Source organism: Priestia iocasae, assembly GCF_016909075.1.
In the GTDB taxonomy this organism is placed as follows: domain Bacteria; phylum Bacillota; class Bacilli; order Bacillales; family Bacillaceae_H; genus Priestia; species Priestia iocasae.
In genome coordinates, this window is record NZ_JAFBFC010000004.1 from 97,887 (window position 1) to 112,374 (window position 14,488).

The window sequence follows — 14,488 nt, forward strand, 5'->3', positions numbered from 1 at the left end:
TAAGAACACGAGAAGTATCTAACAAAAACGTTAGCAGAAACTGATGAAACAAAATCAAGTATACGCATCTATAAAGGATGGCTTGGTTTGTGGTAAATGAGTGACATTTACTACAAACTAGTCATCCTTTTACATGTTTCAATCAAACTTCTACTATATGAAAGCGATGAGTCTAAGTGACACCTCTTCATGATTCTAATCTCCCTATAATTTTAATTATATTAAAACAAAAGAACTAGAACAAGTCGTCACATCGGGACTTAAGTGGTATATACAACTATACTGCTAATCCACTAAACTGGAATTGTGTTAATGTTAGAATTTTCAAAATATAAATAAAGGAGGAGAACGATGAAACGTAAATCAATGTTAATTGCGTTAGCGGCTGTCGTGAGTACGTCTGTGTTTGTCCCGCTTGATGCATCCGCGAACGTAGAGGGAAGGAATGTGTTGGCAACAATGGAGATGAATGATGCGAAGAGAACGAGTCATAAAGCTCATCCAGGATTTACGTGGGATCGACCAGGTCCGACGTCTCCAGTGCTCCATCCAGGCTCAGTAAAAGGAGCAGGAATGATGCAGGCAGCCCTTGATGAAATTGATCCGATTCTAGAAAAGATGATTGCTGACAAAGTGATGCCAGGAGCAGTTGCTTTTGTTGCTAGGCGTGGACATGTTGTAAAGCATGATGCATATGGATACGCGTATCGTTATGAAGATGACAAGTTCACCGAGGCAGCAAGTCCCATTTTGATGAAAGAGAATACTATCTTTGATTTAGCTTCGATTAGTAAAATCTTTACAACGACTGCCGCGATGAAATTGTATGAGCAAGGCTATTTCGACCTCGATGATCCAGTCGCCACCTACATTCCGGAGTTTGCACAAAACGGTAAAGAGAAGGTGACGATTCGTCAGCTGATGACTCATACATCAGGATTTACGGCTTGGATTCCTCTTTATTCACAAGGTAAAAGTCGTGAAGACCGCATGCAAATTGTGTTTAAACATCCATTAGCAAACAAACCCGATACGAAATATACATACAGCGATTTAAACATGATTACACTCGGTGCTCTCATTGAACGATTATCAGGTCAACGCTTAGATGAGTTTGTGAAAAAGTACATTACGGACCCACTTGGTATGAAAGATACGATGTATAATCCACCAGCTTCACTTCAGCACCGAGTTGCCGCAACGGAATATCAACCATCCATTAACCGTGGTCTTGTGTGGGGACAAGTGCATGATGAGAATGCATGGTCACTAGATGGGGTTGCAGGGCATGCAGGAGTTTTTTCAACTGCATCAGACTTAGCGAAGTTTGCGCATATGTACGTCAATGATGGCCGTTATGGCAGTAAGAAAATTTTAAAGAAAGAAACGGTCAAACTTCTTGTTGAAAATCAAATTCCTCAATTTCCTGGTAACGATCATGGCTTAGGTTGGGAGTTAGGGCAAGGATGGTTCATGGATGCATTATCAGAAGGATCTACGTTAGGGCATACTGGGTATACAGGAACGTCCATTGTCATTAATAAAAATAACGATACCATTGCCATTCTCTTAACAAATCGTGTGCATCCATCTCGTAGTACGGTAACAACAAACATCGCAAGACGCGCATTCGCACGACAAGTGGCTGACTCCATTCCTGTGAAAATGCCGAATAAAGAAGAGGCTTGGTTTGCTGGATATGGTGACAACATTCAAAAAACCTTAGTTGCACAAGTTGAAGGGGAAGAAATCCTATCCTTTAACACGTGGCATCGCATTGAAAATGGTTCAGACTTTGGCTTTGTAGAAGCATCTGCTGATGGTGAAACATGGACGGCACTTTCAACGTTTACAGGAAGTAGCATTGATTGGCAACAAAAACGCGTAACGGTTCCAAAAGGGTCGACATACATTCGCTTTCGTTATCAAACAGATGCAACGGTCAATGGTCGTGGCTGGTACGTGCAAGATGTCAAGCGTGAACGAAATGGTCAATTGAAAAAAGTCACATTATCAGGAGAAGGATGGACAAAACGTAGCTATTAATTGAAAGGGATGGAGGAATGAAGATGAAGAAGTATATAAGAAAGCTAGCTTTATCTTTCGTTGCGTTTCTACTTGTCGTTACGCAATTATGGACAATGAAGCCTCAAACTGTATCAGCAGAAAGCGCTGTAAAAGATTTAATTCTTGTTGAAAATATTCCACAAGTAGAAAAAGAAGTAACCGATCATTTTGAGCTTCAAGCATTACGTGTCTTTAAAGATGGTCATTTCACCAAAGTAACAAATAACTTAATATGGAAGTCTTCTAATAAAAAGGTTGCAACCGTTGATCAAAGTGGGAAAGTTACGCTTAAAGGAAAGCTAGGTCGCACATTTATTACGGTCAGTGATGGAACGTTTAAAGATCGAATTGCAATTCATCAAAAAGGAAAGAAAGTGGAACCTGTTTTTGTTAAACAAAAGGGTGAGCGCTATGACGTGATTGATCATGCGATTCATCACATGACAATCGAAGAAAAAGTTGGGCAAATGTTAATGCCAGACTTTCGTACGTGGAACGGTAAAAATGTAACAGAGATGCTTCCAGAAATTGAAGCACTTGTGAAGAAATATCATCTTGGTGGTGTCATTTTATTCCGTGAAAACGTTGTCACAACTGAGCAAACGGCGAAGCTTGTATCTCAATATCAAGAAGCGGCTGAAAAACAGGGCTTACTTGTGACAATTGATCAAGAAGGCGGAATTGTGACACGCCTTCAATCTGGCACGGACATGCCTGGAAACATGGCGCTTGGGGCAACTCGTTCAGTTGATATTTCTCGCAACGTCGGTCAAGCGATTGGAGAAGAGCTCGCATCGTTAGGAATTAATGTGAATTTCGCACCGGACATGGATGTAAATAACAATCCAGATAATCCGGTTATCGGTGTTCGATCATTTGGTGAAGACCCAAAGCTTGTCGCAGAGATGGGGGTTGCTTATATTGAAGGACTTCAAAAAGCAGGTGTAGCAGCAACGGCGAAGCACTTCCCAGGTCACGGTGACACGGCAGTGGACTCTCATATCGGATTACCAGAAGTCCCTCATGACATAGAGCGATTAAAGGAAGTGGAGCTTTATCCATTCCAACAAGCGATGAATGCAGGCATTGATGCCATTATGACCGCTCACGTTACATTCCCAAAAATTGATCCTACAAAAGCGATTTCCAAAAAGACGGGTGAAGAAATTGCAGTACCGGCAACTCTTTCCTATAAAGTATTAACAGAATTAATCCGTGATGAAATGGGCTATGAAGGAGTTATTTCAACAGACGCGATGAACATGAAAGCAATTGCTGATCACTTCGGTCCAGTTGATGCAGCAATTCGCGCCGTGCAAGCAGGAACAGACATTGTGTTGATGCCGATTGGGCTAGAAGAGGTTGCTGAAGGTATACTTCAAGCAGTAAAAGATGGTGACATTAGTGAAGAGCGTATCGAGCAATCGGTTGAGCGCCTTTTAACGTTAAAAGTAAATCGAGGTATTTTTAAAGAAGAAACACCTCAGCCAATAGAGGAAAAAGTAGCAAATGCCCTTCAAATTGTTGGGTCACCTTCTCATAAAGCGGTAGAAAAAGAAGCAGCGGAGCGTTCGATTACATTAGTGAAAAACGAAAGCGTACTTCCGCTACATGTATCAAAGGACGACAGTGTGGTAGTTGTTGGTCGTACGAGCCTATCCGACTTAACGGCGGCTGTTAAAACGTATCACCCTAATGCAACAATTTTAGAAGCATCCTCATCGTTTCAATTAACAGACGCACAGATGCAAGTGGTCAAAGACGCAAAAGCAGTTATTGTTGGAACTAGTACATTTAATGTGTCAGGTCGTTCACCAGAACATGCACAAATGAAACTTGTTCATACGCTAGTAGCACAAACCGATGCACCAGTAATCGCGATTGGGATTCGTAATCCGTATGATGTAATGGCCTATCCAAATGTTGATGCGTACCTTGCACAATACGGATTCAGACCAGCAAGCTTTCAAGCAAGTGCTGCAACCATTTTTGGTCAAAACAATCCAAGCGGGAAGCTACCAGTGACGATTCCAGACTTAACAACAAACGTGCTGTATGAATTTGGACATGGTTTAAGCTACTAAAATCGAGGGGGATTTTTTGTGAAGAAATGGCTAATCACGTGTCTAACGGTAATCTTAATTCTTTCTTCGTTATCTGTTGTGCTAGCAGATAATGAGAAAGGACGTGGACATGGCAAGGGGAAAAAGGATAAGAAGTTTGCATTAGGCGTAGAGGTTCTTTTACGTGAAGAAAAAGAGCTCATTAAAGGAAAACGCGTTGGACTCATTACGAATCCAACAGGAGTAGATCAAAACTTAAATAGCATTGTGGACTTGCTTCATAACGATCCAGAGGTGGAGTTGACAGCGCTTTATGGACCAGAACATGGTGTTCGCGGTGATGCACAAGCCGGACAATACGTTGAGTTTTACACAGATGAAAAAACAGGTCTTCCAGTCTATAGTTTATATGGGAAAACGAGAAAGCCAACACCTGAGATGCTGAAGAATATTGATGTTCTCTTATTTGACATTCAAGACGTTGGTGCACGCTTTTACACGTACATTTACACAATGGCGTATGCAATGGAAGCAGCAAAAGAAAATAACATTCCATTCATCGTATTAGATCGTCCTAATCCGCTAAACGGAACGAATGTAGAAGGTCCGGTTTTAGATATGAACTATGCATCCTTTGTTGGGAATTATGCGATTCCGCTTCGTCACGGTATGACTGTTGGGGAGTTAGCGAAGCTGTTTAATACGGAATTTAATATTGGGGTGGATTTAACCGTTGTGGAAATGAACGGCTGGAAACGAAGCATGTACTATGATGACACAAAGCGACCGTTTGTCATGCCATCTCCGAACATGCCAACGCTTGAAACAGCTATTACGTATCCTGGTGCAGCGTTAATTGAAGGAACGAACGTCTCAGAAGGACGAGGAACGACGAAGCCATTTGAACTAATTGGTGCACCGTTCATTAACGCAGATGAGTTAGCAACAAGCTTAAATGAATTGCACTTACCTGGTGTGGCATTTAGAGCGGCTTCGTTTACTCCAACGTTCTCAAAGCACGCAGGTCAGCTGTCTCATGGTATTCAAATTCATATTACGGATCGAAGCAAATACAAGCCAGTTGAAACAGGACTTCAGATCGTGAAAACCATTCACGATCTATATCCAAGTAACTTCGTTTTCCGTGCAGAGAATAGCGCTGGTATTTCATTTTTTGATAATCTAATTGGGAACCGCTGGATACGTGACGGCATTGTGGCCGGTCGTTCAGTTGAAGACATGAAAGCAGAGTGGCAAGTAGAATTAGAAGAATTTAAAAACGTACGAGAGAATTATTTACTTTATTAAAAGTAGTAAAATTCCCTGCCTACTAGATAAAAGGTGGGGAATTTTACTAAAAAAAGAGCTCGTCTCACAACAAGGGCATGGGCTATTGTAGAAAACGCTTACATATTTATAAGTACATCTAAAAAAAGGGGTGTTTTGACATGTTGGGGTTTTTACAGAAAATTGGTAAATCTTTGATGCTACCGATTGCCATTATGCCAGCAGCTGCATTATTACTACGATTAGGGCAAGATGATTTTTTAGGAATTCCGTTTATTTCAGCAGCCGGAAACGCTGTATTTGGACACTTAGCATTACTTTTTGCAATTGGGGTGGCAATAGGCTTTTCAAAAGATGGAAGTGGAGCGGCTGCACTTGCAGGAGCGGTTGGCTACTTTGTCTTAACGGAAGGGGCTGTTGCGATTAATGAATCCATTAACATGGGAGTGTTAGGAGGCATTATCGCCGGGGTTATTGCTGGTCTTTTATATAACCGCTATCATTCTATTAAATTACCAGACTGGCTTGGCTTCTTCGGTGGGAAACGATTTGTTCCCATTATTACGTCTCTTGTCATGTTAGTCCTTGCGTTTGTGTTCGGTTATTTATGGCCATCAGTTCAAGCGTTTATTGATAGTATTGGTGAATGGATTATTGGAGCAGGGGCAACTGGTGTCGGAGTGTTTGGATTCTTAAACCGCCTTTTAATACCGTTAGGCTTACATCATATTTTAAATACACTCGTCTGGTTTGAATTTGGTGAGTTTACGAATGCAGCGGGCGATGTGATTAAAGGAGATTTATGGCGCTTCCTTGCTCAAGATCCATCAGCTGGAATCTTCATGTCAGGCTTCTTCTTAGTCATGATGTTCGGTCTTCCGGCTGCGGCATTTGCGATGATTGCAGCCGCCAAAAAAGAGCGTCGAAAAGCACTAACAGGTGCATTGTTTGGTCTAGCATTGACATCCTTTTTAACCGGAATTACAGAGCCAATCGAGTTTTCATTTATGTTTTTATCACCGGTGTTATACTTCATTCACGCGGTGTTAACCGGAGCGGCCATGTCAATAGCATACGTGCTCGACATTCATCACGGCTTTGGCTTCTCAGCGGGAGCAATCGATTATTTCTTAAACTTTGGTATCGCGCAAAAACCGTTGTTACTAGCAGGGGTTGGTCTCATTTATGCGGCGTTATACTTTGTTATTTTTTACTTCTTAATCATCAAGCTTGACTTAAAAACACCAGGGCGTGAAGATGAGGTAGAAGGAGAGTTTGAAGCTAGCGGTGCATCAAACAGTGACTACACACAATTAGCGAATTCATATGTAGAAGCATTAGGGGGCAGAGATAACCTTGTAGAGATTGACAACTGTGTGACCCGCCTTCGTTTAAAAGTAAAAGATACGAGTATTGTGAACGAAGTGCGTCTTAAACAACTAGGTGCAAAAGGGGTTATGAAGTTAAGTGAAACGGATCTACAAGTAATCGTTGGCACCGACGTCGAATTTTTATCGAATGAACTAAAGAAAAAATAGATTCGTAGATGGCCGATTCCTTTCTTGTGAGGGGGATTGGCTTTTTTTGATATAACTCCAATAATCTCATTATTTGTAGTTTGGAACATGGTAAAGTATAGATATGAACGCGTTACATAGAAACGAGTGAGGAAATTGACAAAGAAATGGCTACTAAGTGTATTTACCCTGATGTTATTAACTGTGGTGGTATGGAGTGAAATGAGTAAAAAAAGAGATGAAGTTGCAACGTGGATATGGGATACGACGCTTATTCAGAGTGAAATGAACGACCTCCTAACATTTATCAATGACGAAAAAATCTCCACAATATATCTTCAATATTCAAATGAGGTCAAAGCTGAAGATTATCAGCAATTTATTTCAGCGATGACTGATCAAGATGTTATTGTATATGCATTAGATGGCTCACCTACTTGGGGAAATGACCGAACAGAAGAGAATGAGTTTTTTACGTGGCTTTCTTCTTATCAGCGTGCAGCTTTGCCAAATGAACGATTTCAAGGTGTTCATATAGATGTAGAGCCTTACTTACAGGATAAGTGGGACGTTCATCAAGATGAGATGATTAAACAGTATCAGCAGGTGGTTCAAAGAGTCGCAGCTAGAAGTGCCGAGATGGACTTGCGATTTGGAGTCGATATGCCATTTTGGTTTGATGAACTAATTTATGAGAATCAGTTTGGTCAGGGAATATTAGCGAAATGGATTTTATCAACCGTCGATGAAGCGACCATTATGGCGTACCGAAATCACGCAGAAGGAGAAGGTGGCATCATTGAACTAAGTGAAAACGAGGTCAAGTGGGCCAACGAAAGGAATAAAAGAATTATCATTGCAGTTGAAACGGTTCCTTTAGAGGAATCTTATACGTCATTTTATAGTAAAGAAAAAGAGGTACTTTATCAGGAACTACGTAAAGTGAAGCAGTTTTATAAACAAGAATCATCGTTTTCAGGAATTGCTGTGCATCATTTAAGTAGTTGGAAAGAGTGGAAGGAACAGTAAAGGAGAGGAAATGTGAACAAATGAGTACAATGAGACATTTACTGCTCTATGAGGCTGTCTTGGGCATTCTCTCTCATGCAAAAAAGTGATAGTATTATGATACTTTAGAAAGCATAGAGGTGATGAAAGATGACGTTGACGGTTTTGCTTTCGCTCATTGTCCTAGCATTTGTGAAAATATTATTAACGTGTCTTCCAAATGATGCGGTGGCATGGATGTTTAAAAAATTTGAAACTCATTCAAAATTAGATGAAGAAAACACAACAGTTACGATTGATTCAAACTTATTAGAAGGTAAAGGCAAAATAGAAGTTCTTGATGCTTTTAACGAAGCGATTTTTATAAAGCAACATTATATCTTTCCAGGAAACGAGCACTTATATTTACAGCCAGACAACGGTGGTACTCCAATTGTTATTGATACGAAGATGGGAAAACGAGATGTAAGGTTGTTTGTTTACAGTTATCATGATTACATTGATGTGGTGAAGCAAGGTAAGAAGAAACTTGTTGCATATCGCCTTGTCTCTAATCGTCTTCAGCAGCATTCTGTAGCAGTAGCTGGGGAAGTTGTTTAAATAATATAAGCCGTGTTAGTTCTACATATCAATTGAGAAGAAGCAACGCTCTAAGCGTTGCTTTATTTTTTTATCATGATGAAAAATGCTATGTCTTCTGTACTGAACTCTGATACGGCTTACAATATTTCTTTTAGAGAAATTCTTACTCATCTTTTTCACCAACAACTAAATCAAATCTCCTGCAATCTATGAGACACTGTCATTCTAAGTAGCTTAAAGTGTAGTGTTAGCTGAAAAATTTCCTTATTTTTATATTCGTTCCTTTATTGTCCACTATTTTCATTGTCTCGTAATAACTTATTAATCAGACTGTAATGAATTATTAAAACTATCTTTAAATTTCCTCTGTAGGCTGAAAGTGTACCAATTAAAAGGAGGATTCAGCTTTGAAAAAACAGCATGGGTTGAACAAGGAAAGCTATGATCAATCAAAAAGAACGTTTTTAAAATACTTTCTAGCAGGTTCTGCAGTCGTTGCATTAGAATCGAGCGGGATTGGAAGGCTGACATCTTTCGTGTCAAAAGCACAAGCGGCTACTGACGTAGAGCCATATAAAGTGGTTCATTCTGTTGGAGATGGATTTCCTCAATCAGTCGCATCAGGTGATCCAACTTCTAGTGGTATGATGCTTTGGACAAGAGTAGATCCTTCAAAAGAAGAAGGATTTTCAAATCAAGAAATTAATAGTGAACTCATTTATTGGTTAGAAAAAACAGATGAGCAAAATGATGAATCGTTGCAAGAAGCAATTGAACAAGGGAAATTTATTATGTTTGAAGTGAGTAAGTCAAGTGACTTCTCATCAGTCGAGGTTCGTGGCTTCACACCAATCTGGAAAGATCATGACAATGTTGTACGAGTGGATTTAGATGGGGCACTTGCTTCGAACGAAACATATTATTATCGCTTTATTACAAAGAACGGATATGCAAGTAAAACAGGCGTATGTAGAACGCTACCTCAAAAAGATAGTGATGTACAATCTGCCAAAATCGGCTATGTTTCATGTCAAGATTACACGAACGGTTATTTTAATGCACTTGGTCATATGGCAGAAGAGGATATGATGTTCTTTTTACATGTAGGAGATTACATTTATGAATCCGTTGGTGATGCAGCTTATCAAGGGAATTTAAAAGACCGACAAATTTCCTTACCAAGCGGACAAAGTAAAGCAATGAAGGTAGAGGATTACCGCAAGCTTTATCAGACGTATCGAGGGGATAAGGATTTACAAAAGCTGCATGAAAAGCACGGTATGGTCGCAACGTGGGATGATCATGAATTTGCGAACGATACGTATTACCCTGCGGTTGCCCCTGATGACAATCCAGAATCAGATCCGGCTCGCAGACTAACTGCAAATCAAGTATGGTTTGAATATATGCCAGCACGTGTACCATATGATGGATCTAAATCATTTGAAGAATCCATTAAAATTTATCGTACGGTTACAATTGGAAAGCTCGCGTCAATCTTCGTAACAGATCAGCGTCTTTATCGAAGTGCACATCCTTGTGGACAAGATACATTAGATCGTTACCTGTCAAGAGGATGTGAAAATAGAACAAGCTCTAACCGCACAATGCTTGGTCAAACGCAAAAAGAATGGTTTATAAATGAATTGAAAAATGCTAGCAATACGTGGAATATTTGGGCTAATGAAGTACAAATTACACAACTGAAAGTGTTAGGGAAATTTTTAAACTTAGATGCGTGGGATGGCTATGCGTATGAGCGAGACTTCATTGCAGAAACAGTCATAAATGAAGGAATTAAAAATTTCATTGCACTTACTGGTGATTTTCATACGTTTGAAGCTTCTTATCTTCAAGAAGAATATAAACCTTTAGGTAAAAAATATGGTGTGGAGCTCATGGTTGGATCCGTTACATCAAGTAACCTTAGAGAAACGCTTCGGAATGCTCTCAATCAAGCACCTGATATATCTGGACCGATTCCGATTGAAGCGGCAGAAGAGCTTGTTTCGGTTTTAAAAGAACGGTTAAGTGATGCTTCTACTATTACAGCAGAGCTTCTGTTTAAGGAACTGCAGCAAATCGTGAAATTAGAGAATCCATGGATTGAACTATTTGACAGCACAGCTCATGGCTATGCACTTTTAGAATTAACAAACACAAAGGCAAAATGGACGGCTTATTCAGTTGATAACATTGAGAAACCACAAGCTTCAAAGTCTTTATTATGGCAATGTGAAATTCCAAACGGTGAAGTGAAATTAAATATTACACAAGGTCAAAGTCTACAAAAAGCATAAAGGGGAGGAAATAACATGCTACAAAACATTGGTGTTCCTGGCTTAATTTTAATCTTAGTCATTACGCTTATTATTTTTGGACCTTCTAAGCTTCCTGAAATTGGCCGTTCATTTGGAGTAACGCTAAAAGAGTTTAAAAAAGGAACAAAAGATTTAATGAATGATGACGAACCAGCTAAGAAGAAAGGTAAGTCAGAAAAAGTAGAAGAAAAAGTTTCCTAGAATAAAAAGGAGCTATCTTGTCTAACAAAATGAGATAGCTTCTTTTGTTAGAAAGGAGGGATTTTCTGTGGATCAAACGTTCTTTTTCCAACATGTAACTGAACTTCGTAAAAGGTTAATGGTTGTACTAGGTGCATATGTCATGTTCCTTATCGTTGGCTTTTTGAATGTTGGAGCTATTTATCGATGGATTATGAAAGAAGCAGACTTGAAGCTAGCCGTGCTGGGTCCATCTGAGATTTTATGGGTTTATTTTATGTTAGCTAGTACTTGTGCACTCGCATGTACGATTCCACTTGCTGCTTATCACCTATGGGCGTTTGTGAAGCCAGCATTAAAAGAGCATGAGCGAAGTGTGACGATGCTTTTTATTCCTTTACTGTTTATCTTATTTGTAACGGGTGTTTTATTTGGTTATTTTGTTGTGTTTCCAAAGGTTTTAGCATTTGTCGTGACTCTTTCAGATGGAATGTTTCAAACGATGTTCACAGCAGAAAAATATTTTCGATTTCTACTACAGCTGACGGTTCCGTTAGGTTTGCTTTTTGAACTACCAGCCATTGTACTATTTTTAACGAAGCTTGGCATTCTTACACCAACAATGATGACGAAATACAGAAAGTTTGTCTACCTAGCTTTAGTTATCTTATCAGCAGTCTTAACACCACCAGACTTTCTTTCTCAACTATTCGTTCTCATTCCTTTATTTCTTCTTTATGAGCTGAGTATTCTATTGTGCACGTGGGTGTATAATCGCGGTAAGCAAAGAAGCTATGCTTGATTCATGAGAAAGAAGGGCTAAGTCAAAATGAGCAAAAGCCTCTTATTTGGACTCAGCCCCGGACATCCCTTGCCTCTAAAATCTAGTGAAAGTAATGGATAGATGCGCAAGGGTTATTGCGTTAAAGAGCTCTTTGTTATTTCTCATGACTTTTGCAACACCTCCTTCTTTAATAGAGGAGTATTGGGTACCGATTCAATATAACGTATAATGAGAAGAACTACCTATTAGGAGAAGAAAGATGAATTGCAACGAAAAAATAAACTTCCATCAGCTCGCTAAACGTATCGATCCAACTAATACTCTCCTCCGTACTTGGCCGTTAAAAGGAGGAGTGTCTGCGGAAGTGACAGCAATGGAAGTAAGGAGAAACAATGGTCAGCTAAAAAAGTTCGTTGCGCGTCGACATAGTAAAGTGGACATAACGAGAAATCCACATGTGGCAGCTGATGAGTATAAGTTGTTGAAGCAGCTTCAATTAGAAGCGCTTCCTGTACCAACCCCTTATTACATTGATGAACAATGTGATTGTTCATCGACACCTGTTATTGTTATTGAATATGTTGAACATGAATCCACCCCCCTCTACAATTCAGACACGGTGTTTCAGTTTGCGACTAATCTAGCACTGATTCATCAAGTAGATTTAAATAAGGTTGATGTCTCATTTCTTCCAAAGAAATCGTCAATCTCTGTGGCTTCACACATTCCAAATGAGCATATCCTAGCAGCCTTATCCTCTTGGACAAGACATAGAGAAAATCAAGAAGTGCTACTTCACGGTGATTTTTGGCCAGGGAACACACTGTGGCGAAATCATCAGCTCGTAGCGGTTATTGATTGGGAAGATGCCGCAATAGGTGATCCCTTATCTGATTTAGCCAACAGTCGGCTAGAACTACTATGGACATTTAGGGAAGAGGGCATGCAAGAATTTACGAATCACTATAAGGTGATGATGCCTCATCTTGATTACGGAAATCTTCCGTATTGGGATTTAGTCGCTGCTGTTGGACCAATGTCAAAGATGAGTGAATGGGGGCTGGACGAAAAAACCGAGCGTAGTATGAAAAGGCTACTAAACTGGTTTGTTCAACAGGCAATGAATAGGATATCTGTTAACTAAAGAGAAGAAAATACCAGTTATTATCCATTTCCCTAAATAGTTGTTGAAGTAAGTAAGAAAACATGTTCAAGGAGCTATTGAAATGAACCTTATCATTGTATTAGGTGGGATTATTTCTTCTGCTTTTGTTCTATATTATCTAGGGAAATCAGGATACGACTGGGGTAGAAACGACCAAAACTAGAGGAACAGCCTCTAGTTTTTTCGTTTATGAATGTCCAATTCCGATCCAGTTCATTAATACAATGCGCCACCCATCTGGATCTTCGATTGTCAGGCCTTTTTCTTCCCAGTACGGGTTTTCGGGTGGGGCGGGTTCATAACCCATTTCTTTTAATCTAGCTGTTAGTAGCTTGATCGTATCTTCATCTGGGATGTAGAAAACAAGTAAGTTGTCTTTTGTAGGAGCGGGACATGGACTTCCGTCTTGATGTTGGGTAAATTCCAGATGGTAGTCTTTGTCGGGCAATCCGATCATCAATCCATCATAGCCATCGTGATTTTGAAAAGATCCGATTTTTTCAAGACCTAACCCTTCACAATAGAACTCTTCAAGCTTTTTTAGCTGATTAGTTGGTCGTGCTATTCGCATTTGGGTAATTTTCATCTTGTTCGGCCATGCTTTCTTCATATGTGTTCCCTCTCTCATTGCGTTAGTTTACTTTCAGTATACAAAACAAGTCATCGAAACATCATCCACCTTACGAATGATGTTTCTCATGCTTTCGTCGTAGAAAGAGTTTAAAAAATGACAGTGTCTTCCAAAAAACATTTGTAATTTTCTTACTAATCATATTATACTAGCCTATATGATAGGTAGACAGCTTAGAAAAGGTAAAGGGGGAGGAGGTTTTGTTATACGTTCGAAAGCAGCTCATTCATGAAATGGTCGCAGATCAAGTAAAGCAATATATTCGCACAAAGGGGCTGCAAAAAGGGGATTGGCTTCCTTCAATGGCAGAGTTAGGAGAGAAATTTGACGTAAGTCGCACAAGCATTCGTGAAGCGTTGCGTCATTTAGAAGCGCTGCATGTGGTTGAAATTGTGAATGGAAGAGGCGTATCTGTGAAAGATGCGGGTGCTCATCACATTCAAACACGTGTCATTATTGAAAGTGAAAAGACGTTTTTACTTGAGCTTTGTGATGTAAGAAGAGGATTAGAAGGACGAGCTGTTGAACTTGCAGCAATGCGAGCAACGAATGAACAGCTTGTGAGAATGGAAGAAAACTTACGTGTCTATGAACGTCTTCGTATACTAAATCAAGATACGGCACAAGCTGACTTGTTGTTTCATCAAACGTTGTATGAAGCGTCTCATAATCCTACGCTGTGTCAAATGATTGAGGCAGTATATGATTCATTTCATGAGTTTTGGCAACAAAATGAAGGCATTCAACAAATTTTTGAAGATACTTATCATCTTCATGAAGAGCTTTTTCACCATGTGAAACAACAGCAACCTGAGAAAGCAAAGCGCTCAGTAGATAAGCTCATTGAAGCGGTAGAATTATCGGTTCAACAGTTGTTTTAATC

General features: G+C 39.7%; 12 protein-coding genes. 11 read left to right on the forward strand and 1 reads right to left on the reverse strand.

Annotation, left to right across the window (positions count from 1 at the left end; all coding sequences use genetic code 11):
* Nucleotides 1-351: 351 nt before the first annotated feature.
* From JOC83_RS11680 to JOC83_RS11725, 10 genes are all read left to right on the forward strand, one after another.
* Nucleotides 352-2,046, forward strand: a complete 1,695-nt coding sequence (locus JOC83_RS11680) for a serine hydrolase domain-containing protein (RefSeq protein ID WP_205187441.1) — start codon at nucleotides 352-354, stop codon at nucleotides 2,044-2,046.
* A 23-nt stretch (nucleotides 2,047-2,069) separates the two neighbouring features.
* Nucleotides 2,070-4,151: a glycoside hydrolase family 3 protein gene (locus tag JOC83_RS11685; protein WP_205187443.1), complete on the forward strand. Its 2,082-nt coding sequence runs from the start codon at nucleotides 2,070-2,072 to the stop codon at nucleotides 4,149-4,151.
* An 18-nt stretch (nucleotides 4,152-4,169) separates the two neighbouring features.
* Entirely contained in the window at nucleotides 4,170-5,438 is a 1,269-nt protein-coding gene (locus JOC83_RS11690) for an exo-beta-N-acetylmuramidase NamZ domain-containing protein (protein ID WP_205187444.1), read from the forward strand.
* Between the two features lie 140 nt (nucleotides 5,439-5,578).
* Nucleotides 5,579-6,955, forward strand: a complete 1,377-nt coding sequence (gene nagE / locus JOC83_RS11695) for an N-acetylglucosamine-specific PTS transporter subunit IIBC (protein WP_205187462.1) — start codon at nucleotides 5,579-5,581, stop codon at nucleotides 6,953-6,955.
* A gap of 201 nt (nucleotides 6,956-7,156) precedes the next feature.
* Entirely contained in the window at nucleotides 7,157-7,963 is an 807-nt protein-coding gene (locus tag JOC83_RS11700; RefSeq protein ID WP_205187464.1) for an amidase, read from the forward strand.
* Between the two features lie 129 nt (nucleotides 7,964-8,092).
* Entirely contained in the window at nucleotides 8,093-8,542 is a 450-nt protein-coding gene (locus JOC83_RS11705; RefSeq protein WP_205187466.1) for a YfmQ family protein, read from the forward strand.
* A 389-nt stretch (nucleotides 8,543-8,931) separates the two neighbouring features.
* Entirely contained in the window at nucleotides 8,932-10,824 is a 1,893-nt protein-coding gene (locus JOC83_RS11710; RefSeq protein ID WP_205187468.1) for an alkaline phosphatase D family protein, read from the forward strand.
* 15 nt (nucleotides 10,825-10,839) lie between these two features.
* Nucleotides 10,840-11,046 (forward strand): twin-arginine translocase TatA/TatE family subunit, encoded by a 207-nt coding sequence (gene tatA, locus JOC83_RS11715; protein ID WP_205187470.1) that lies wholly within the window; start codon nucleotides 10,840-10,842, stop codon nucleotides 11,044-11,046.
* A 67-nt stretch (nucleotides 11,047-11,113) separates the two neighbouring features.
* A complete protein-coding gene (tatC, locus tag JOC83_RS11720) occupies nucleotides 11,114-11,827 on the forward strand; it encodes a twin-arginine translocase subunit TatC (protein WP_338038905.1) in 714 nt (237 codons plus the stop codon).
* Between the two features lie 241 nt (nucleotides 11,828-12,068).
* Nucleotides 12,069-12,953 carry a phosphotransferase family protein gene (locus JOC83_RS11725; RefSeq protein ID WP_205187478.1) on the forward strand — a complete coding sequence of 295 codons (885 nt, stop codon included), beginning with the start codon at nucleotides 12,069-12,071 and terminating at the stop codon, nucleotides 12,951-12,953.
* A 208-nt stretch (nucleotides 12,954-13,161) separates the two neighbouring features.
* Here JOC83_RS11725 and JOC83_RS11730 read toward each other — a convergent pair whose 3' ends face one another.
* Complete coding sequence (locus JOC83_RS11730) at nucleotides 13,162-13,584, reverse strand: VOC family protein (protein ID WP_205187480.1); 423 nt, start codon at nucleotides 13,582-13,584, stop codon at nucleotides 13,162-13,164.
* A gap of 221 nt (nucleotides 13,585-13,805) precedes the next feature.
* Between JOC83_RS11730 and JOC83_RS11735 the strand changes: the two genes are divergently transcribed.
* Nucleotides 13,806-14,486, forward strand: a complete 681-nt coding sequence (locus JOC83_RS11735) for a FadR/GntR family transcriptional regulator (protein ID WP_205187482.1) — start codon at nucleotides 13,806-13,808, stop codon at nucleotides 14,484-14,486.
* Nucleotides 14,487-14,488 lie beyond the last annotated feature (2 nt).